This window comes from Glaciimonas sp. PAMC28666, assembly GCF_016917355.1.
Classification (GTDB): domain Bacteria; phylum Pseudomonadota; class Gammaproteobacteria; order Burkholderiales; family Burkholderiaceae_D; genus Glaciimonas.
In genome coordinates this window covers 2,708,330-2,725,659 of the sequence record NZ_CP070304.1, presented here as the reverse complement: position 1 = coordinate 2,725,659, position 17,330 = coordinate 2,708,330, and the positions used below count along the sequence as shown (strand labels likewise).

Here is a 17,330-nt window from a genome sequence, read left to right as displayed (position 1 = left end):
ATATCCGATCGAAATTTAAGTTAAGCGGTAATGCGGCTGGCGAAGTCGGCCAGATAGCGGTCGGTAATGCGTTGCTGGAACACCAGATTTTCGAGTGGTGGCACCGGCGTGTAGTCGTAGTCGATGGCGAGTTTTCCGGCCTTTAAGGTGTCCTTGCTGTTGAACGCTTCGTCATACCAGGCACTGCCGTCGATGATGTAGCCCTGTGCCTTCAAGTCACGAAATTTTGAATTGATGCTTTCAATTAAATCTTTGACGAGGGACGGATGCAGCGGCTTGTCGATATACGTAAAATGCGCCTCCGCTATCGTGTCGGCCAGCACTTGGGCGGTGCGGGTGTAATTTTCAAAGAAGAAGAATTCCGGCACTTCACAGGTGCGCGAACCCCAGAAGCGAAAGCCGCCATTGTTGATTAACGTGGTGACTTCCTTTCCGTTCAGATACCCCGCGTCGGTGGCCGGGTCCTGCAGATCCCAGAACACGTCGCTACTGATGCCGGTCGGGCCATTGACTGGCATATTCGATAAGGTTTTATGCCAGCCGATTTGTTCATCGATCTTGGCGCGCAAGCCGAGTGCGTAAGCGACGGCGGAGATGCTGGCTTCGGCATTGGTCGCCATATCCCAGCCGACAAAGTCGGGCCAGATCAGCATCAACTCGCGTTGGCCGAAGTCTTTCCGATAGGCGACGGCGTCTTCTTTAGTCAGGCAGCCCCATGCCGACGCATACACAAAGCCGCGCAACTGTTGCGCCACGCTGACCATGGCGTTGGTGACTGCTTGGGTGTCGAGACCGGGCGCGCCGAGGATGCGTGGCTTGATGCCGAGTTTGCCTTGCGCGGCCAGCAAGGCTTTGATGCCGGTATATTTGCCGCTGGCGGTCACCGTGCCGATCACGTTGCTGGTGGTGGCGGCTTCGTCGTCCCCTTCGGCTACCCGCACGACGATCGTAAAGGGCTTGGTTTGCAGACCGATGGCTTCGAGTGTGCGGCTTAAGGTTCCTTTCTTACCGGCTTTGCCGAGCGCCGCAATGACGTTGGTTAATAACACCGGCGTGTCGAGCGGAAACGTCAAGGGATCGGCATCTTCTGCGGTGGCAACGAGGCCAATGACGGCGGTGCTGATGGTGCGGATCGGGCGCGTGCCGTCGTTGATTTCGAGGACGCGTACGCCGTGGTGGTAATCGGTGGACATAACAACTCCTATTGGTGATAAATAATTAAAAAAGGGCAAGGTCCGGAGGGACCGGCCACGTCAGTCGGTGCGGGTAGTCGGGTTGATCGACTATCCGATTGAGGCCGACCCGATAAATCTTCCACGCTTTGAGCAAGGCGATATCGACCTGTGTGGCGTCGTCGATATCGATCCGGTCCTGATATCGGGTGATCGCCGTGGTCGCGATGCGCAAACCGGTGCTTATGCGTTCGACGGCGGCGGCGATCAGTTCGGCATCGCTGGGGTAATAATCCGGTACCGGCCCCCAGCGACCGCTATCGCATTCCGCGTATATGGCGCGTCCGTGCGGTTCGACATCATTAGGTGTGGCTAAAAACGACCAGTAGTCGTCTTTGGCGTCGAATTTCACTTCGCAACGGATGCCATTGACCTGTCGTACCGGCGAGCGCACGTCTGTATAGATAAACCGGTTCCCGAGCAGTGCTGGTGGGATCATGGCTTGCGGGGGAGCCACGTGCATTGTCGCTTTCATTGCTTTGTGTCGTTTCACCATCATCCAACCCTTTGCCATAATGTTGTCCGTGTACCGATCCCGCCATCGTTGCCGGTGCCGTGGTCATACGACCAGCCGCGTATCTGCCACGCACCGCCGACTTCGGGTGAACCATGATTTTTATTTAAGCGGTAGGAGCCGACGCTATTTTCTTGCAGGCCCGGTCCCGCTAGCTGATGGGCATAGCTCGCTGTGCCGCCGTTGGCCGCTGCTAAGCCAGCGGTGTGGGCATAAGCGACGTGGAAGTTGACCGGACTGTAGACAGCACAGTCGCCCGCACTATCGCCACCATGCAGCCATGCGGGCTGGCCCGGGCGTCCGTTCCAATTTAACCGGATGCTGGCACTGCCACTGATCTTGTCGGCGGGATTCAAATTGCGGGTGGTCCAGGCTTCTGACCATGCGCTCCATCCTTTGCTGTTGATATTGACCCGCGTGACGATCTGATTGTCGGTGGAGATCGCCCGTTGCAATAACCAATTGTCTTTTGCCGGTGTGGCGCTGCCATTGAGCGATGACGTGAAAACATGTCCGTAGGGCGTTGGGCGATTGGCTGTCGCTTCCTGGGTATAGGTGGCCCAGCCGAGAGGGGCGGCATTCATGTCGGCAACCAAAGGCGGGCCACCATCCGGCAGCGTGCCGTTTTGACCTTGGGTAACGGCGCGCTTACCAGTCCCGCCGACGGTCAGGGAACCCACATTGCCACCGGTCAGCGGCAGGTATTTGCCGGTGACCTCGGGGAGATTGCCGCTGTGATAGAGTTTTTTCCACGACCCCCACTTATCCTGCCCGCCAAGCCGATAGCATGGGTTGCCGTTGCTTGTAAAACCCAACTGATGCGCGGGACCGCCCGTGAAATCGGATCCGCTTCCATAGGGCCGAAACGTGATTACACCGTGCGCCGTGCCACCATCGCTCAATCCATCGACGTCATTGTTCTTAAAGTCAAAATAGACGCCCATGCCACGCTCTTTGGGCGCTTCGGCAAGGGTGCGTTGATCTGTGACCGCAATGCCATGGGTCGACTGGGCGGCGCGGGCAGGCGCGTAGCCAATCAGGTTTTGTTTGGTGGCGGGGTCAAAGGTGACCGTGTCCCACGCCAGTTTCCAGGCACGGCCTTTAAAAAGGGGTTTTTGTGCGGTGAAACCCGTACGTTCCCAGGTGCGTTGCGTGATACCACCTTCGGTATACACCTGGCGCACGAACTCCTTGCCGCGCAGCGTGACCAAGGTGCCGAAGCCGTCACCGCCCATCGGCAAATGGGTAGCGGCCAGAATGCCGCGGTCATTCGCCACCAGCACATCGCGCACACCGGTCGTGAGTAAAGTATCGCAATCGGTATTGCTGTCGGTCACGGCGTCGAGCGTGCGGAAATACAGCGCGTCGCCCCGTTCGTCCGTCAGATAGGCAGGATGCGGATCGGTTTCTTTTTTGTGATGCGCGATAGCGGCAGCCAGCGCCGGTGTGAGTCCAGCCGGTGTGACGGCGCGGGTGTGATCGCTTCCCGCGACGGTCTCTGCAAAGGTCGCCAGTTCCACCACGCCTTGTCGGGACGTGGTGCCCGGTGGATTGGTAAAATTGGCGTTGCCGAAGGTCAGACTGGTGACGTCAATCGTCGTAAAAATGGTGTCGGCCGACAACAGCAGCATCGACTGGGCGGACTTCTGCAGGATCGGTTCGGGCTGACTGTAAACGCCCAGCAAGACGCCGTTACTGAGCCAATAGCCAATACCGCGCACCGTGTAGGTGTCGGTGCCATCGTCGCGAATGGTGACGTGGATGGTGCCGGGGGCCACCACGCCGCCGGATAGCGTGTTGAGGCGTTTGAATTCACCCGGCAGGACGGTCATCCCCTGGTCGGGCTTGAACGCGGTGGCGGTCAGGCCAATATGCGTCACGGTGAGCGGTGCGGTGCCGTTGTGTTCTGCGTTCACCAAGGCGGCGCGACCGACGGTGGTGGTGGTAATTTGGAGACCGGACATAGGTTTATGGGGCTTCGGTAAGGTTAAGGCGGGCATAAATCACCGGACGTAGCGCGCTCACCACGGCGATGGCGGCGCAGGTGTCTAGTCCTTGCGTGAACGTAAAATGACTGCGCACCGGCTTGGTCCGGTTGACTTCGGCGATCACGTCGTCGACAAAGGCCGCTGTGGCGGTGTTGCCGCCAGCACCGCTTAAGGTCATCATCAAATCAAAGGTGTGCGGTTCGCCCTTGGGTGACTTCTGCCACCACTCGTTGAGCAGGATCGCGCCACCGAATGCGGCGACGACATCCTTCACCGACTTGGCGGTACCTTTCTGGCGATGAATCGCCATCGCGCCGCGCACACGGGCGCGCCGGACTTCTTCGCTCCAGTACGGTTTCCAGCTATCCACGGACAATTGCCACGCCAGCCATGGCAACAGATCAATCGGGCAAGTGGTCGGGTTATTGAGCGTGCGCAACGGAATCGGAACGGCGGAGATGCGAGCGGTTGCCGCTTCCAGAGCGCGTTCCTGCGGCGTGGTGTTGGGCGGCAAGAGCGACCGATACGGCGGTGGAATGTGCTTATTCATACACACCGCCATACTCGACCACGATATCGTCACAGAACGGTGCCTGACGGCGAGAGATCGCCAGGTCTTTGGTCGGTGAAGTCAGTGCGACCCGTTCCACCCCATCAACGTGCAGCGCGGCGTAAATACCGGATAAGGTTGGCCCACGCCCAATACGGTGCGCTTCGGTGACGTAGTGCTGCATGCGGCGTTGGGCTTCCAGCACCACGACAGCGGCATCCGGACCGGGAAACGTATAAAGTTTGGCGCGGACGCGATAACGGATAATCTGGGCCGATTCGACCAGGACATGATCGGTCAGCGGCCGGACGTTGTCGGCTCCTAATCGGGCTGCTACGATATCAATCAGTTCTTGCGACGCGGTACCGTCACCGTCTCGGGACAAGATCGTGACCATGACGACACCTGGGGACGGACTGGTGGCTGAAGCATCGAGCACCCTTGCATCGGCACCCAGTGCATGAAAGATATACGCGCCTTCGGGACCAGCCACCGAGAAGCCGTGCGGAGCCAGCTGGATACGCTTGCGCAAATCTGCATTCGATTCCATCACCGCATCGGTTCCCTTGTCGGGATCGGCAGGCGTGACGACCAGACGCGGCACGTCCATCAATGCGCCCAGGTGATCCAGATCGTTGTCCATGGCATACGCCAGCATCAGAGCGCGAGCCGCTTCGTTGACTCGCTGGCGTATGTGTAATTCACGATAAGCGGTGACTTGCAAAATCTTCATGGCGGGATCCGATTCCAGCAAACCATCCATGGATGGATCGCGGGCGGTCAGATCGATCAGTTGTTCTGCCAGAATGGTCTCAAAGTCCAGCGCTTCGACAATGTTTGGTACCGGCAGGCGGGAGAGATCAATCGCAGAGGTACTCATGCGCCACCCGGATCGATAGAGACGTTAATCTGGACACTCTGTTCAGCGGCCACGCCATCGAGCAGCAAGGTCGCTTTACCATCGGTGCCGCGCTGCAGCTGCAGGCCCGTTAATTGAATACGCGGCTCCCACAAGCGCACCGCATGCGCCGTGGCGGCATAGATGCGTAAGGTCGTGGCACCGTGTAATGGCTGATCGATCAGTTCCGGTACTTCCGACCCGTAGCCTCGGCGCATGACCCGGGATCCTATCGGCGTGGTCAAAATATCAGCTAGCGACTGACGGATGTGCGCGAGGCCGGTCAACGCCCGACCGTTGCTGCGATCCATGCCGCTCATTGCGGACCATCCGACAGGTCACCACCGCGTTCGACGCCGCCGTGCGGGTGTTTCATCAGGCTGACGCCGCCAGCCACCACATCGTCGGTCGCCGTCAACGTGCCGTTGATGACGGCGGCCGCACCGCCCCCGGCGCCGGGTGTGACGGCCATGCCGCCGTTGAGTGAACTCAACCCGGCGACAATCAAATTCTTTAGTACGGTCAGGTTGCCCGTGCAGATCGTGTCGTCAGCGTTGGAGGTGACTTTGCCGGGTTCAACCGTCACGCTGGTGCCATCCGGTAAGGTGGCGCTTAATGTATGGACGGCGCTGTCGTATTGGACAATCGTGCCATCGCCGTAACGCGTGGTGTGATGGTCGGGGTTGGTCGACGGCGGGGCAAACTGATCGGAATACACTGCGGGGAAAATCACGGCGTGATCAAAGTTGCCCTCAGGGGAAAGCAGAACGACCTGTTCACCAATCGTCGGAGGCCACCACGTCTGTGCGCCGCCCGCCCGCGTCGTCGCCCATGGTCGCCAGTTGGTGAGATTGTTGCCGACCTGAACCCGCACGCGTTGCGTGTCGTGATCGATCTCGGCGATGGTGCCAAGACGGATCAGGTTGAGGATCAAGCGGAGTAATTCGGAGATGTCGGCAGTCATGCGATGCATGGTGCCGCGTTGTGGTCTTCAGCGCATTAGACAGCGGGTTGGTAAGCCGCTTATCAGCTCCGACGCCCTTTGGCACCGTGCGCACGCGTGAGAAAGTAGCGCTTAAGACGCGGCGACGTGGACAGTGCATCAACACTAACCACGCCACCGTACCAGCAGACTTACCTGCAAGTAAAGCCAAGGCCGCGCACCTGTACACGCGGCGCAAGGCTAGCATATTTCGCAGGTTTACCCAAATGAACACGATTCGTTGCGGGCATTGCGCTCGCAAACTCGGCGAGGGAGAGTACATTACCCTCGCCATTAAATGTCCCCGTTGCGGCACATTAAATCATTTTATGACCCCTTCTATGAGAGCCACGCGCTCCGCACCAGCATGCCACCGAGCATCCGATAAAGAACCTGCATATGGATGCCAAACCGATCATTCCTTGGCTGGGCAGCAAGCGCCGACTGGCTGACAAACTTATTCCGTTGTTTCCCCCGCATGACTGCTATGTTGAAGTGTTTTGCGGTGGCGCGGCACTGTATTTCCTGCGACCGGCACCGTCCCGTACCGAAGTTATCAACGATATCAATGGCGAATTGGTCAACTTGTACCGAGTCGTTCAGCACCACATGACCGAGTTTGTGCGCCAGTTTGAATGGGGCATGACCAGCCGTGCCATTTTCAAAGAACATCAGTCGGTGCGTCCGGAGACGCTGACCGATGTCCAACGTGCCGCACGGTTTTACTATCTGCAACAGCACGCCTTTAGCGGCAAGGTCACTGGTCAAAGTTTTGGGACCGCCACCACCGGCCCGGCGATCAATTTATGCCGCATCGAAGAGAACCTACGCGCCGCGCAGATACGGTTAGCGGGAACGTATGTGGAGAATTTGCCATGGCTGGAGTGCATGAGCCGCTATGACCGTTCGCATTCGTTCTTTTACCTTGATCCACCGTACTGGCAGACCGAAGGTTATGGCGTGGACTTTGGATTCGAGCAATATCAGCAGATGGCGGACTTCATGCGCAGCTGTAAGGGCAAAGTCATGGTTAGCATTAACGACCATCCGGATATCCGGGCGGTGTTTGACGGCTTTACGATGATGGGGCTGGATATCAAATATAGCTTGGGGAGCGTGCACGGCCAGCCGGGGAGTAGTCGGGAACTGGTGATTACGAATTGGGATAGTGCCACGGTTGTGGGATTGTTCTGACATCCGATCATTTGCGTAATGTACGCTTATGGCGTATATTAACCGCATGCGATATGAATTTATTGAATCAACCCTATTTTCCTCCAACGTCTATGATTACCTTAATGATGACGAATATAAAGAGTTACAGGAATATCTTTCTGATAATCATGAGGCTGGGGATGTTGTTCGCGGTTCAGGGGGCGTTCGCAAAGTACGCTGGGCACGTGCAGGCGCAGGTAAGTCTGGCGGTGTGAGGGTCTGTTATTACGCACGTACTCGAGCGGGACAAATTTTAATGCTGGTGATTTATGCAAAGAGCAATCGCGCTTCCATCCCCGGCCATATTCTTAAACAATTGAAGGAGATTCTCGATGAAACTGACTGAGAAGGCATTAATGGCGCGGGATGCGCAACGTGACATCGGCGCTGAACTGTTGCAAGCGGTGCAAGAATTACGTGGTGGCAAGTGGGCGCGAAAAACCACATTCGAAGCGTTGCCGGATGGATCGATGCGACGTGTGATCGTGCGCTCGGATGGCACTATCGAAAAAGATGAGGTCTTGACGGGACCGAAGTGGGAGTTGATGGCGGCCCGTGCAGGTTCCGGTATGTCCCAGGCTGAATTTGCGAAAGCGATCGGTGTTTCAGTGCGAACGCTGCAAGAGTGGGAGCAAGGCCGTAAATCTCCTTCCGGCCCCGCCCAAACGTTGCTAAAAATAGCTAGCCGTCATCCTGAATTGTTGCGTGAAGTATCGCTAGACTAATCGATGCTATGGCGTCAAATGTTTGAGTAAAGATTCACGAATCAACGTGTGATCCTCAGCACTAAATCCCAATAAAGGCCGGGCCGCATAGCGGACTTCCGGCCCTTTCTTTGATACCTTGTCCGTCAATCCCTCCTGATGCACTCGTGCAATCCGCGCCACGCGTCCAAAGAAGCCCACCGATAATTGATCTGCATCTTGTTGAATTTTGAGGCTTTTTTGTTGGCGTATCTTGGCAAACATAGCGGCCTTTTGCCGTTTGATCCGACCACTTTTGCCCCGTAGATTTTTACGTTTTTTGCGCGCCGCGTAGGCTTGGCCGTCCGGTGCTTGCTGGCTGGCAATACGTTTTACCTGACTGCGGCGCAAATCCTGCGCGACTTTTCTATTCACGGCGCGGCGCTGTGCCGGTTGCAGCTTCAACAGCAGCGCACCCGCCCATTCTTCAATAACTTGCAGGTCGTCGCTCATGCTGGGTGAATAGGCGTATGCCACTCGGCAAGCAAGGATTCGCCCTGGTATAGCGTCCAGAACTCGTCGATGTAGCCTGGCGTCGGTTGTGACTCGGGTGGATGGCGGATGTCGAGCCTGCCACCGTTGCGTTTGACGACGACCCGTTCGGTCAGGTCCAGCTTGATCGATAGGTCGACCGTTTCATGATTGTTAAAATCGACGTCAAATCCAATGCCGGTTCGTCGCAGTTCAGGATTGTTCAGTAAGTCGTTTTGGTGAATGGTAATCCATGCAAGCAGCGGCACCATGACCGCGTCCGGAGCGCCTGCGTAATCGGTGACGATCAGGTTCAATTTGTAGCGGTATTCAAACGACAGCGATCCGGTTCCGGTAGCGACGACGTTACCTTCATCGGCGAAGATCAGCAGTTTGTCGGGATTTTGGCGGAGGTCGGGATTGGCCGCCATTAGATGGGCTTTAAGGCTGTCTGGTTTGAACATGGCTGATCTCTTGTTGGCATTTCACGATCATGTCGACCTGGGCGGCACATGTGGCCCAGGCCGCTTCGGTGCGTTCGAGCGCAAGGTGCAGCGCACCGTTATTGTCTGGTCCGCTCGCTGGCAGATGACAGCGGCTCACTGGCGGACAACCATCGACGATAAGCGTCGGCGCCGGCGAGTGCGGGACGCTGGCGCAGCCGGGCAATAGCGTCAGGCAAAGGAGACTCAGCCCAAGGGCGGATAACGTTATTTTCATGTTGGAGCTTTTTAATGTGCTGTTCACGTGTAGATAGCGTGGCGGCGATGCCGTCGCGCTGCACTTGCAGGGCATCGAGGGCCTTGCGGTTTTTGATATCGGTGGCTTTTAATGTGGCGATGAGACCGTCGCGGTCGGTGATTCCTTGCTCGGCGCGCTCGGCCCGCTCTTTGGCCGCGATCAGGTGACCGCGTTGATTAATAATTACGGTCGACAGTCCGCCAACCAGCAGGCATCCGATCAGCAATTTTAAGATCAGGTCCATAGACCGACCCGCGTACCTTGCCGATCAATCGTTAATACCTGGCGGCGCGGTTTTGCATTTTCAGCGGCGATGCCTAGATGTACCCACACCGCCGATCCGGCGCGTTCATAGATCAACTGATCAAACTGCAGATAGGACTGATCCAGCTTTCGGCAGATCGCCATCGGGGTGCCAAAGGAGGGGGCGATAAAGTCGTTGGCTAATCCCGTGAGGTGACTACTGTTACGAGCGCCGCCGACCGCACGGTTCAAGGCCGGGCAACGATAACCGCTGGAAATCGTCATGCCGACACCGCCCAGCTCGAGCCGGACCAGTTCATCAAAGCGTGCGAGGCGGCGCAGGTTGCCGATAATGATCGGCGTGGGCGCGTTGTCGATGCCGAGTATGCGGGCGGTGTTGCTGTAGATGAATTCCTGGAGCGTGAAGTGTTGCGTGAGCGTAATCATCGATTTCCTCGGAGGATGTGGGAGACGTTGCCCTGGGCGCGAAACACCAAAGCCGACCAGGTGAGCGCGAGACCGGCCTGACCAAACGACGTGTGACCATAGCCGAGCAGGATCTCCAACGCAGAGGTGCCGCTAAAAACGATCATCACCCACGCAAGGAGCGAGATATGGACACGGTAGTTGGACACGCCGCGTCGATAGCACAGCAGCTGGGCGCAGGTGGCGCTATAGCTGAACAGTTCGATGGCCGTGAAGATCGTGGTGGTGGCGTTTATTGCGTCGCTAGCGTTCATCATTGCCTTTTCCTTTGCGTAGCCAGTTGGGCAGCGCGATTGTTTTGATCAAATCGATACCGTGTAGCGTCAGGGCGATTACGCCTGCGGACGCGAAGAAGGCGGCGACGCCGGATTGTTCGAGCGGTGTGTGGCGGATGACTTCCGGCGCGGCCAGATAGCCGATGACTAATGAAATCATCAAGTAGGCCAGTCGTTGCACGAGCGGCAGACTCTTGCTGGAAATGGCGACTAATGCGGCACCTGCAAAGGCCCCGATTAGGGCGTTGCCGTCTATTCCTGGCACCAGCGACGACAAGCCGATGCCGGTGCCGGTGGTGAGCAATAAGGTGGTGGTGCTGGCGTCGGCCATGGCGTTTTTCACAGGTTAATCCCAGAGATTGATGGTCTGGCGTGCGGCGGGCGTGGCAGATGGCGCGGGTAACGTCACCAGCTGCCCGTGCGGAATAAACGGCCCACTCTCGGCCAGACCGGGATTGAGTTCCAGCGCGGCTTCGACCACGCTGGCGGTCGCGGCCAGATGTCGCCAGCAGAGGCGGTCCAGCGTGTCGTATTGTTGGGCGCGTACGAGCATAGTGTGTGGCCTCAGATTAACTCAACGGTTAAATGATGGCGCCGCAAGATATCAGCAATCGCCCAGTGCGCATTGCGCCGTTGTTCGCCGGGGCCGTCGTCCAAATAAGCCATCGCTTTCTTGTCGGCCATCGACGACGCGGTGCTGTCGTAGTCGCGGTACTTTTCCAGCAGGTCGGCTTTGGCAGTGCTATAGACGGCGCGCCGGTAGTGGATGACGAGTTTGCTTTCACGATTGATCTTTTTAGCGGGGACGGCTCCGAGTGCGCCGAATCCGTTCTCCAGCTGGTCGTCCTGCCATGCATCGAGTTCGGCGTTCACGTGCAGGATCGCTTCGGCCACCGCCTGGACTAACCGTGGACTCGTGACCGTGCCATCGAGCCGCATGGCGTCCCGCATGTGGTGTAGATCGATGTCTGGAAACCAGCCGTCGTTTTCGACGATGGTCGGATCCGTGGTCTCGCTGGTGTGCGCCGTTACGGGCGATTTTGCGATAAAGCTCATGATCACTTTCGTAGTAGACGGCGGTGGGCGGGCGTCAGAGCTGTCACATTAATGTGCAGCTCATCGACCCGCGCCGCCGTGCGCCGTTGGGTGCAAGGGATTACGCCTTGCGCTTCGCCGGTGGGGCGGTCGTCTTTTTGAGACGACAGGTCAGGCGTTCAATGTCTTTTTTTACCCCGACCCGACTGTCGAGCGCCAGGGCTTGGTGTAAATGGGGCAACGCGAGATGGATCGCCGCGGGTGCGGCCTCTTCGACGTTGTCGGCGGCGATGGGGCTTTTGTCCAGGAGCGCATAGGCCAGTGCTTTATGCAACTTGGCCCGCGCTTGATCCGGTGCATCGCGCCCTTCGGTGAGCGCCATAACTTCGGGCAAGATGGTGCGACCGATAGCGGGTGTCATCGCGCCGGAGAGTGCGGCCTCGGCAAACTCGTCCATCAGCAGGGTCGGAATATCGCGGTTGTACTGGTCCGGTAAGGTCAGCGCATGGGTAATCGCATAGGCGGCAAGGCGTAATGCCTGGGCATAGTCACCCACGTCGATGCACCAGACTAACAAGGTCGTCAGTACGTCATCCTGTGCGCCTTTCCCCGCGCTTAATACCCCGTCGATCCAGTCCTGATACTCGGGCAAGATCTCGGCCTTCAGGGCAATCTTTTGCTTTACCGACTGGATCTGTTTGAGGCGACGGCGATCTTCGGCCAGCTTGTAGAGCATCAATTCATAGGCGCTGCCTGCGGTCAGTTGCCCTTCCGGAGAGTTGGCTGCCGCTTTCGCGGCCAGCGCCCTGGCCTTGTGTCGCAATGCGGGGGAAAGGTGGGCCATGGTTATAGCTTAGGGGTGTTGGCGTCCACCAGGACGATGTTTTCGATCATGGCACCGAGGCCAAAATCTTCGACAACATACGCGTCATTGGACGATTCGTAGTTTTCGATGCGGTCACGTTTGGCTTCATCGACCACGCGGCGACGGCGACCCGATTCTTGCCAGTAGATCGACAGGTTGTCAAAGCGGGTGATCAGGATCGCGTTGTCGGGGAAATACGGCACGCTGACTGCTTGCAACCCACCGAGGCGCTTTTGACTGACGATGATATCGGCGGCCAGCGTTTCCGTCGGAGCCTGATTAATGTTGATGAGCGGAAAATATTTGTCGTGTAACAGCGCACGCCCGACGATGGCCACTAAGCCGTTATCTTTTTGGTACCACGGATCGAGCAGGTTGATCGCGTCATACACGGCGGCATCCAGATTGACGTAATCACCGGTGATTTCGGCATTGCTGCCGATGTACATTTTGCCGGGCGTGTTTCCCTCCTGCATCACGCGTTCCGGTGCCTGTTCGCGATAGTGCTGCGGCCAGCCTTTATTGACATCCTGCAGCATCGGATAGGAGACGATGTCGGTGTCGGCGGCGATGCTGACGCCATTAAAGCCGATCACCATCCGGTCGAGCGCCTGACGTTTCAGGATGGTGCTGGCAATGCGGCTCTGGAAGTCCGGAAATTTGGCCCACGCATCCAAGGTCTGGTATTTGATGTGGGTATCGAAATTGGTTTTTTCACAGCGGTATTTATGGCCGTCGAGCGTGGTCAGGTCGCGGGTCTGGCGGTCTTTGTTGGTGGTATTGGTGCGTCCGGCCACGGGGCCGGAGATGCCCAGGCCCAGCTTTTCGCCTTCCTGCTCGGTCACACCGATGATGTTGATCTTGCCTAGAAACTCGCTCGATTCCTGCATTTTTGTTTCGAGCTTTTGCTGGATGGTCGGCGCGACGGCGAAGGTGGCCGCTGCACTGGATGTGTCGTTGAGTTCCTGCAGGCGGGTGGTGTAATGATCAAAGGCGACACGGGTAATTTTTTTCAATTTGATGCTCCTGCGATACGATTAATAGGAAAACACGGTGGGACAGGAGCGCGCTTAAAACTCGGTCTGTTCCATGCCGTGACCACCGGTGGCGGCTGGTCGTTTGGACGGGTCGCCGTCCTGGGTGTCCATCTGCTGTTTGAAGGTCGCCAATTCAGTCGTTACTAACGCCAGTTCCTCTTCGAGCGCGGCGATCTTTTTTTCTGCGGCGGCGAACTGTGTCGTGAACGACTGCGCGGTGTCGCTGGCATGCAGTGCGACCGCTTCTAATGCTTCGCTGACATCGTTAAAACGGGCGTCGTCGCCGCCTTCTTTGTGGGCGAAACGTTTCATAATATTTTTGATGGTGGTGGTAAATTTGCTGTTAGTCAGTTCCGGCGCGATATCGTCTTCAAATTCCATCTCGGCTTCGATAGCTTCAGAAAACAGGTTGTCGGCATGCTGTTTGCGGGCGGTAAATAAATTGACGTTGCTATTCGCGGCGAAGGTCAGAATTTCGGTCCCGAGACTGGCCGGACTGTCGGTGACGCCCAGACCGACCAGATAGGCCTGCTTGGTGTCCGAAAAATCGGGATTGAGTTCGATGCTAGTATAAATTTTCTGACGGTCACGGTTCATCGCGATCAGGGACGGGGTCGGCGATACCTGGGCAAACAGGGCTAACTTTGTTCCGCTGTCGGTCTCGACTTCGTCGGCTTTGACGGCCAGCACATCGCCGTAGGCTTTAAACGGGCTATCCGGCAACAGGCTACGTTTGTGCTCTAGCCAGACCCGTGCGCCATAGGTATCGCGGTTGAAATTTCGGGCGATCTGTTCGATGGCTTTACGGTCGATCTTACGTCCGTCGGTGGTCGCTCCTTCAAGGGCGACACGGAAAAATTTCGATTTAGTAGACATGGTGTGCGCCCGTAAGCGTAAAAGTGGTGAGATGTCGCCATGGTCAACGACAGCGCGCCCTGATTCAATACGCAGGGGGTTGGTAAGGCGCTTAGTGGCGCGCTGCTAGAAGCGTTACGCGCGCGTGACCCCTACGCTTGCGGCATGTCAGAAATCGCCCCTCTCCCCCTCACTGAAACTGATCCGAAAACGGATCCGCGCCGACTCGCCAAATTTTTATACTGGCAGGGATGGCAAATTTCTGCCGTCGCCGCTTATCTGACCCTGAAACGTTCCACCGTCGAAAGCTGGAAGCAGCGCGACGGCTGGGACAGCGCGCCCGTGCTGGAAAAGGTCGAAGCGGCACTGGACGCCCGCTTGGTCCAATTGATTGCCAAAGACGGCAAATCCGGCGGTGATTTTAAAGAGATCGATTTGCTGATGCGCCAGGTGGTGCAGACCGCCCGCGTGCGCCGTTATGAAGCGCCGGGCGGTAATGAAGTGGATCTCAATCCGAAGCTGGCGAACCGGAACGCGGGACCGAAGAAAAAGCCGATTCGGAATGAGTTCAGTGACGAACAGCGCATTCAACTATTGGAAGCGTTTCGGGATTCCCTGTTTGATTATCAGAAGGTCTGGCACCGCAACAGCGACCAGCGTACGCGGGTGATTCTCAAATCGCGGCAGATCGGTGCCACCTGGTATTTTGCCCGCGAGGCGCTGGCGGATGCGATTGAGACGGGACGCAATCAGATTTTTTTATCGGCGTCCAAAGCGCAGGCGCATGTGTTTAAGCAATACATCACCCAGTTTGCGCGGGAGGCGGCGAACCTAGAATTAACGGGCGACCCGATCATCTTGCCGAACGGCGCACATCTGTATTTTTTAGGCACCAATGCGCGCACGGCACAGGGCTATCACGGCAACTTTTATTTTGATGAATTTTTCTGGACGCATAACTTTGCCGAGTTAAACAAAGTCGCCTCCGGCATGGCGCTGCATAAGCAATGGCGCAAGACCTATTTCTCGACACCGTCGTCGGTTACGCATCAGGCCTATCCGTTCTGGAGCGGCGACGGGTTCAATAAACGCCGCGCCGTTGCCAATCAGATCGCCATCGATCTGACGCACAAACGGTTAGCGGCGGGCTTTACCGGCGAGGATAAAATCTGGCGCCAGATCGTCACCATTCTGGACGCCGAGCGCGGTGGCTGCAATCTGTTCGATATCGACGAATTGCGTAATTTCGAATATAGCCCCGACCAGTTCGAAAACCTGCTGATGTGCAATTTTATCGATGATACGCAGTCGATTTTTCCATTGATGGAATTGCAGCGCTGTATGGTCGATACGTGGGTGGAGTGGTCTGACTTTAAAGTGTTTGCGACGCGGCCCTTCGGCAACCGGGCAGTGTGGATCGGCTACGACCCGTCATTGACGGGGGATAGTGCCGGGTGCGTAGTGCTGGCCCCGCCCCTGGTCGCCGGTGGCAAGTTTCGTATTCTCGAGCGCTGCCAATGGCGTGGCATGGATTTCGAAGCACAGGCCGAAGCCATTCGGCAAATGACGCTCCGTTACAACGTGGAATACATCGGCATCGATACCACCGGCATGGGGATTGGCGTCTTTCCACTGGTACGCCAATTCTTTCCCGCCGCAACCGCGATCCTCTATTCGGTCGAAGTGAAGACCCGCATGGTGTTAAAGGCGAAAAATATTATCAGTAAAGGACGGCTCGAATTCGACGCCGGATGGATCGACATCGCGCAGGCCTTTATGGCGATCCATAAAAGCTTGACGGCCAGCGGTCGGCAAGCCACCTACGAAGCCAGCCGCACCAATGCCATCGGCCACGCTGATGTGGCATGGGCCTGTATGCACGCACTTGACCACGAGCCAATCGAAGGCGGTCATTCGAACAATCAATCCTTTATGGAGATTTATACCTCATGAGCAATAAGCAGCAATGGGCACGGTTTCGCGCCGACGCCGTGGCACCTTCCATGGCGACAACAGCGCCACCCGCCGCATCCGGATTCGAAGCCTTTACCTTTGGCGAACCGACCCCGGTACTCGATCATGCCGAGATCCTCGACTCTCTGGAATGCTGGTCGAACGGGCGCTGGTATGAACCACCGGTCAACTATGCCGGGTTGTCGAAATCGTTTAACTCCAGCGTCCACCATAGCAGCGCGATCTATTTCAAAGCCAACATTCTGACCTCGACGTTTGTGCCGACGCCGCTATTGTCACGCGATGGCTTTAAACGACTGACGCTGGACTTTTTAACCTTTGGGAACGCGTATCTGGAGAGGCGCATCAATCGTAGCGGTAGGTTGCTGTCACTGGTGCATGCGTTAGCCAAATACGTTCGGCGCGGGCGCGATCTGGACCAGTATTATTTTGTGCGGGGCTGGCAAGAAGAATACGCGTTTCGTACTGGATCCCTATGTCACCTGATGGATCCGGACGTGAATCAGGAGGTTTATGGCGTGCCGCAATATCTGAGCGCATTGCAGTCGGCATGGCTAAACGAAGCGGCGACGTTATTCCGGCGCAAGTATTACAAGAATGGCTCCCACGCCGGATTCATCTTTTACATGACCGACGCAGCCGCAAACAATGCGGACGTGGACAACCTGCGCCAGGCCATGCGCGACAGCAAAGGGCCGGGTAACTTCCGCAACCTGTTCATGTATGCACCCAACGGGAAAAAAGACGGCATTCAGATTCTGCCAGTCTCGGACGTAGCGGCGAAGGATGAATTCTTCAACATCAAAGGCGTGACCCGCGATGATGTGCTGGCCGCACACCGCGTTCCACCTCAGCTGCTCGGCATCATGCCCAATAACACCGGCGGCTTCGGTGCGGTCGAACCGGCGGCGCGGGTGTTTGCCCGTAATGAACTGGTCCCGCTGCAATCGCAGTTTTTAGCCATCAATGACTGGGCCGGACAAGAGGTCGTCAAATTCGACGAATACGTTCTCGTCACCGGCGAACGGTCTCCACATCCAAAGGTACCATCATGAGTGACATCGCCGACCGCGCCGACGCCCGGATTGCCGCCGCCATTGCGTCAGGTATCAACCTCGTCCGCAACAGACCCACACTTTTGCGTGATGGACACTGCCATTTCTGTCAAGAACAGGTCCCCAAAACGCATTTATTCTGCAACGCCGATTGCAGAGATGATCACCAAC

25 protein-coding genes are annotated in these 17,330 nt (G+C 57.1%); 6 read left to right on the top strand and 19 right to left on the bottom strand.

Annotated elements, in window-relative coordinates; translation table 11 throughout:
• Nucleotides 1–20: 20 nt before the first annotated feature.
• The 7 genes from JQN73_RS11650 to JQN73_RS11620 are packed head-to-tail and all read right to left on the bottom strand — an operon-like array spanning nt 21 to nt 6,155.
• Nucleotides 21–1,193: a phage tail sheath protein gene (locus JQN73_RS11650; protein WP_205318962.1), complete on the bottom strand. Its 1,173-nt coding sequence runs from the start codon at nt 1,191–1,193 to the stop codon at nt 21–23.
• 25 nt (nt 1,194–1,218) lie between these two features.
• Nucleotides 1,219–1,746, bottom strand: coding sequence for a tail fiber assembly protein (locus JQN73_RS11645; protein WP_205318961.1), 528 nt, complete (start codon nt 1,744–1,746; stop codon nt 1,219–1,221).
• On the bottom strand, nt 1,728–3,710 hold the full coding sequence (locus JQN73_RS11640) for a hypothetical protein (RefSeq protein WP_205318960.1): 1,983 nt from the start codon (nt 3,708–3,710) through the stop codon (nt 1,728–1,730). The genes JQN73_RS11645 and JQN73_RS11640 overlap by 19 nt, the downstream gene beginning before the upstream one ends.
• Before the next feature lie 4 nt (nt 3,711–3,714).
• Nucleotides 3,715–4,284, bottom strand: a complete 570-nt coding sequence (locus tag JQN73_RS11635) for a phage tail protein I (protein WP_205318959.1) — start codon at nt 4,282–4,284, stop codon at nt 3,715–3,717.
• The gene (locus JQN73_RS11630) at nt 4,277–5,164 is read right to left on the bottom strand and encodes a baseplate J/gp47 family protein (RefSeq protein WP_205318958.1); all 888 of its coding nucleotides are present in this window, start codon (nt 5,162–5,164) and stop codon (nt 4,277–4,279) included. Before JQN73_RS11630 ends, JQN73_RS11635 begins: the two co-directional genes overlap by 8 nt.
• A complete protein-coding gene (locus JQN73_RS11625) occupies nt 5,161–5,502 on the bottom strand; it encodes a GPW/gp25 family protein (RefSeq protein ID WP_205318957.1) in 342 nt (113 codons plus the stop codon). The genes JQN73_RS11630 and JQN73_RS11625 overlap by 4 nt, the downstream gene beginning before the upstream one ends.
• Nucleotides 5,499–6,155 (bottom strand): phage baseplate assembly protein V, encoded by a 657-nt coding sequence (locus JQN73_RS11620; RefSeq protein WP_205318956.1) that lies wholly within the window; start codon nt 6,153–6,155, stop codon nt 5,499–5,501. The genes JQN73_RS11625 and JQN73_RS11620 overlap by 4 nt, the downstream gene beginning before the upstream one ends.
• 236 nt (nt 6,156–6,391) lie before the next feature.
• Between JQN73_RS11620 and JQN73_RS11615 the strand changes: the two genes are divergently transcribed.
• Genes JQN73_RS11615 through JQN73_RS22780 form a run of 4 tightly spaced genes read left to right on the top strand, consistent with a single transcriptional unit; the run spans nt 6,392 to nt 8,104 of the window.
• Nucleotides 6,392–6,616 (top strand): Com family DNA-binding transcriptional regulator, encoded by a 225-nt coding sequence (locus JQN73_RS11615; protein WP_205318955.1) that lies wholly within the window; start codon nt 6,392–6,394, stop codon nt 6,614–6,616.
• Nucleotides 6,564–7,358, top strand: coding sequence for a DNA adenine methylase (locus JQN73_RS11610; RefSeq protein WP_205318954.1), 795 nt, complete (start codon nt 6,564–6,566; stop codon nt 7,356–7,358). The genes JQN73_RS11615 and JQN73_RS11610 overlap by 53 nt, the downstream gene beginning before the upstream one ends.
• Nucleotides 7,359–7,386: 28 nt before the next feature.
• On the top strand, nt 7,387–7,725 hold the full coding sequence (locus JQN73_RS11605) for a type II toxin-antitoxin system RelE/ParE family toxin (RefSeq protein WP_240162240.1): 339 nt from the start codon (nt 7,387–7,389) through the stop codon (nt 7,723–7,725).
• Complete coding sequence (locus JQN73_RS22780; RefSeq protein WP_323507239.1) at nt 7,712–8,104, top strand: helix-turn-helix domain-containing protein; 393 nt, start codon at nt 7,712–7,714, stop codon at nt 8,102–8,104. The genes JQN73_RS11605 and JQN73_RS22780 overlap by 14 nt, the downstream gene beginning before the upstream one ends.
• A gap of 6 nt (nt 8,105–8,110) precedes the next feature.
• Here the strand turns inward: JQN73_RS22780 and JQN73_RS11595 are convergent, their stop codons facing one another.
• From JQN73_RS11595 to JQN73_RS11545, 12 genes are all read right to left on the bottom strand, one after another.
• Nucleotides 8,111–8,575, bottom strand: coding sequence for a phage virion morphogenesis protein (locus tag JQN73_RS11595; protein WP_205318953.1), 465 nt, complete (start codon nt 8,573–8,575; stop codon nt 8,111–8,113).
• Nucleotides 8,572–9,057, bottom strand: a complete 486-nt coding sequence (locus JQN73_RS11590) for a phage tail protein (protein ID WP_205318952.1) — start codon at nt 9,055–9,057, stop codon at nt 8,572–8,574. The genes JQN73_RS11595 and JQN73_RS11590 overlap by 4 nt, the downstream gene beginning before the upstream one ends.
• Complete coding sequence (lysC, locus tag JQN73_RS22460; protein ID WP_240162239.1) at nt 9,035–9,262, bottom strand: Rz1-like lysis system protein LysC; 228 nt, start codon at nt 9,260–9,262, stop codon at nt 9,035–9,037. The genes JQN73_RS11590 and lysC overlap by 23 nt, the downstream gene beginning before the upstream one ends.
• Complete coding sequence (lysB, locus tag JQN73_RS11585) at nt 9,156–9,578, bottom strand: Rz-like lysis system protein LysB (RefSeq protein WP_205318951.1); 423 nt, start codon at nt 9,576–9,578, stop codon at nt 9,156–9,158. The genes lysC and lysB overlap by 107 nt, the downstream gene beginning before the upstream one ends.
• Entirely contained in the window at nt 9,569–10,024 is a 456-nt protein-coding gene (locus JQN73_RS11580) for a D-Ala-D-Ala carboxypeptidase family metallohydrolase (protein WP_205318950.1), read from the bottom strand. Before JQN73_RS11580 ends, lysB begins: the two co-directional genes overlap by 10 nt.
• Nucleotides 10,021–10,320: a phage holin family protein gene (locus JQN73_RS11575; protein WP_205318949.1), complete on the bottom strand. Its 300-nt coding sequence runs from the start codon at nt 10,318–10,320 to the stop codon at nt 10,021–10,023. The genes JQN73_RS11580 and JQN73_RS11575 overlap by 4 nt, the downstream gene beginning before the upstream one ends.
• Nucleotides 10,307–10,669, bottom strand: a complete 363-nt coding sequence (locus JQN73_RS11570) for a putative holin (protein ID WP_205323324.1) — start codon at nt 10,667–10,669, stop codon at nt 10,307–10,309. Before JQN73_RS11570 ends, JQN73_RS11575 begins: the two co-directional genes overlap by 14 nt.
• 15 nt (nt 10,670–10,684) lie before the next feature.
• Nucleotides 10,685–10,891 carry a tail protein X gene (locus tag JQN73_RS11565; protein WP_205318948.1) on the bottom strand — a complete coding sequence of 69 codons (207 nt, stop codon included), beginning with the start codon at nt 10,889–10,891 and terminating at the stop codon, nt 10,685–10,687.
• An 11-nt stretch (nt 10,892–10,902) separates the two neighbouring features.
• Entirely contained in the window at nt 10,903–11,394 is a 492-nt protein-coding gene (locus tag JQN73_RS11560) for a head completion/stabilization protein (RefSeq protein WP_205318947.1), read from the bottom strand.
• A 100-nt stretch (nt 11,395–11,494) separates the two neighbouring features.
• Nucleotides 11,495–12,217 carry a phage terminase small subunit gene (gene gpM / locus JQN73_RS11555; RefSeq protein WP_205318946.1) on the bottom strand — a complete coding sequence of 241 codons (723 nt, stop codon included), beginning with the start codon at nt 12,215–12,217 and terminating at the stop codon, nt 11,495–11,497.
• Between the two features lie 2 nt (nt 12,218–12,219).
• On the bottom strand, nt 12,220–13,254 hold the full coding sequence (locus JQN73_RS11550; RefSeq protein WP_205318945.1) for a phage major capsid protein, P2 family: 1,035 nt from the start codon (nt 13,252–13,254) through the stop codon (nt 12,220–12,222).
• A 54-nt stretch (nt 13,255–13,308) separates the two neighbouring features.
• The gene (locus JQN73_RS11545) at nt 13,309–14,151 is read right to left on the bottom strand and encodes a GPO family capsid scaffolding protein (RefSeq protein WP_205318944.1); all 843 of its coding nucleotides are present in this window, start codon (nt 14,149–14,151) and stop codon (nt 13,309–13,311) included.
• 144 nt (nt 14,152–14,295) lie between these two features.
• On the opposite strand from JQN73_RS11545, the gene JQN73_RS11540 reads away from it, so the two are divergent.
• Both JQN73_RS11540 and JQN73_RS11535 read left to right on the top strand, forming a co-directional pair.
• Nucleotides 14,296–16,083 (top strand): terminase ATPase subunit family protein, encoded by a 1,788-nt coding sequence (locus JQN73_RS11540; RefSeq protein ID WP_205318943.1) that lies wholly within the window; start codon nt 14,296–14,298, stop codon nt 16,081–16,083.
• Nucleotides 16,080–17,159 carry a phage portal protein gene (locus JQN73_RS11535; RefSeq protein ID WP_205318942.1) on the top strand — a complete coding sequence of 360 codons (1,080 nt, stop codon included), beginning with the start codon at nt 16,080–16,082 and terminating at the stop codon, nt 17,157–17,159. Before JQN73_RS11540 ends, JQN73_RS11535 begins: the two co-directional genes overlap by 4 nt.
• Nucleotides 17,160–17,330 lie beyond the last annotated feature (171 nt).

Bases quoted from the DNA above. Each gene is read 5' to 3' on its own strand.
- JQN73_RS11650 (WP_205318962.1), bottom strand. From the start codon at position 1,193: ATGTCCACCGATTACCACCACGGCGTACGCGTCCTCGAAATCAACGAC.
- JQN73_RS11645 (WP_205318961.1), bottom strand. From the start codon at position 1,746: ATGGCAAAGGGTTGGATGATGGTGAAACGACACAAAGCAATGAAAGCG.
- JQN73_RS11640 (WP_205318960.1), bottom strand. From the start codon at position 3,710: ATGTCCGGTCTCCAAATTACCACCACCACCGTCGGTCGCGCCGCCTTG.
- JQN73_RS11635 (WP_205318959.1), bottom strand. From the start codon at position 4,284: ATGAATAAGCACATTCCACCGCCGTATCGGTCGCTCTTGCCGCCCAAC.
- JQN73_RS11630 (WP_205318958.1), bottom strand. From the start codon at position 5,164: ATGAGTACCTCTGCGATTGATCTCTCCCGCCTGCCGGTACCAAACATT.
- JQN73_RS11625 (WP_205318957.1), bottom strand. From the start codon at position 5,502: ATGAGCGGCATGGATCGCAGCAACGGTCGGGCGTTGACCGGCCTCGCG.
- JQN73_RS11620 (WP_205318956.1), bottom strand. From the start codon at position 6,155: ATGCATCGCATGACTGCCGACATCTCCGAATTACTCCGCTTGATCCTC.
- JQN73_RS11615 (WP_205318955.1), top strand. From the start codon at position 6,392: ATGAACACGATTCGTTGCGGGCATTGCGCTCGCAAACTCGGCGAGGGA.
- JQN73_RS11610 (WP_205318954.1), top strand. From the start codon at position 6,564: ATGGATGCCAAACCGATCATTCCTTGGCTGGGCAGCAAGCGCCGACTG.
- JQN73_RS11605 (WP_240162240.1), top strand. From the start codon at position 7,387: ATGGCGTATATTAACCGCATGCGATATGAATTTATTGAATCAACCCTA.
- JQN73_RS22780 (WP_323507239.1), top strand. From the start codon at position 7,712: ATGAAACTGACTGAGAAGGCATTAATGGCGCGGGATGCGCAACGTGAC.
- JQN73_RS11595 (WP_205318953.1), bottom strand. From the start codon at position 8,575: ATGAGCGACGACCTGCAAGTTATTGAAGAATGGGCGGGTGCGCTGCTG.
- JQN73_RS11590 (WP_205318952.1), bottom strand. From the start codon at position 9,057: ATGTTCAAACCAGACAGCCTTAAAGCCCATCTAATGGCGGCCAATCCC.
- lysB (WP_205318951.1), bottom strand. From the start codon at position 9,578: ATGGACCTGATCTTAAAATTGCTGATCGGATGCCTGCTGGTTGGCGGA.
- JQN73_RS11580 (WP_205318950.1), bottom strand. From the start codon at position 10,024: ATGATTACGCTCACGCAACACTTCACGCTCCAGGAATTCATCTACAGC.
- JQN73_RS11575 (WP_205318949.1), bottom strand. From the start codon at position 10,320: ATGATGAACGCTAGCGACGCAATAAACGCCACCACCACGATCTTCACG.
- JQN73_RS11570 (WP_205323324.1), bottom strand. From the start codon at position 10,669: ATGGCCGACGCCAGCACCACCACCTTATTGCTCACCACCGGCACCGGC.
- JQN73_RS11565 (WP_205318948.1), bottom strand. From the start codon at position 10,891: ATGCTCGTACGCGCCCAACAATACGACACGCTGGACCGCCTCTGCTGG.
- JQN73_RS11560 (WP_205318947.1), bottom strand. From the start codon at position 11,394: ATGAGCTTTATCGCAAAATCGCCCGTAACGGCGCACACCAGCGAGACC.
- gpM (WP_205318946.1), bottom strand. From the start codon at position 12,217: ATGGCCCACCTTTCCCCCGCATTGCGACACAAGGCCAGGGCGCTGGCC.
- JQN73_RS11545 (WP_205318944.1), bottom strand. From the start codon at position 14,151: ATGTCTACTAAATCGAAATTTTTCCGTGTCGCCCTTGAAGGAGCGACC.
- JQN73_RS11540 (WP_205318943.1), top strand. From the start codon at position 14,296: ATGTCAGAAATCGCCCCTCTCCCCCTCACTGAAACTGATCCGAAAACG.
- JQN73_RS11535 (WP_205318942.1), top strand. From the start codon at position 16,080: ATGAGCAATAAGCAGCAATGGGCACGGTTTCGCGCCGACGCCGTGGCA.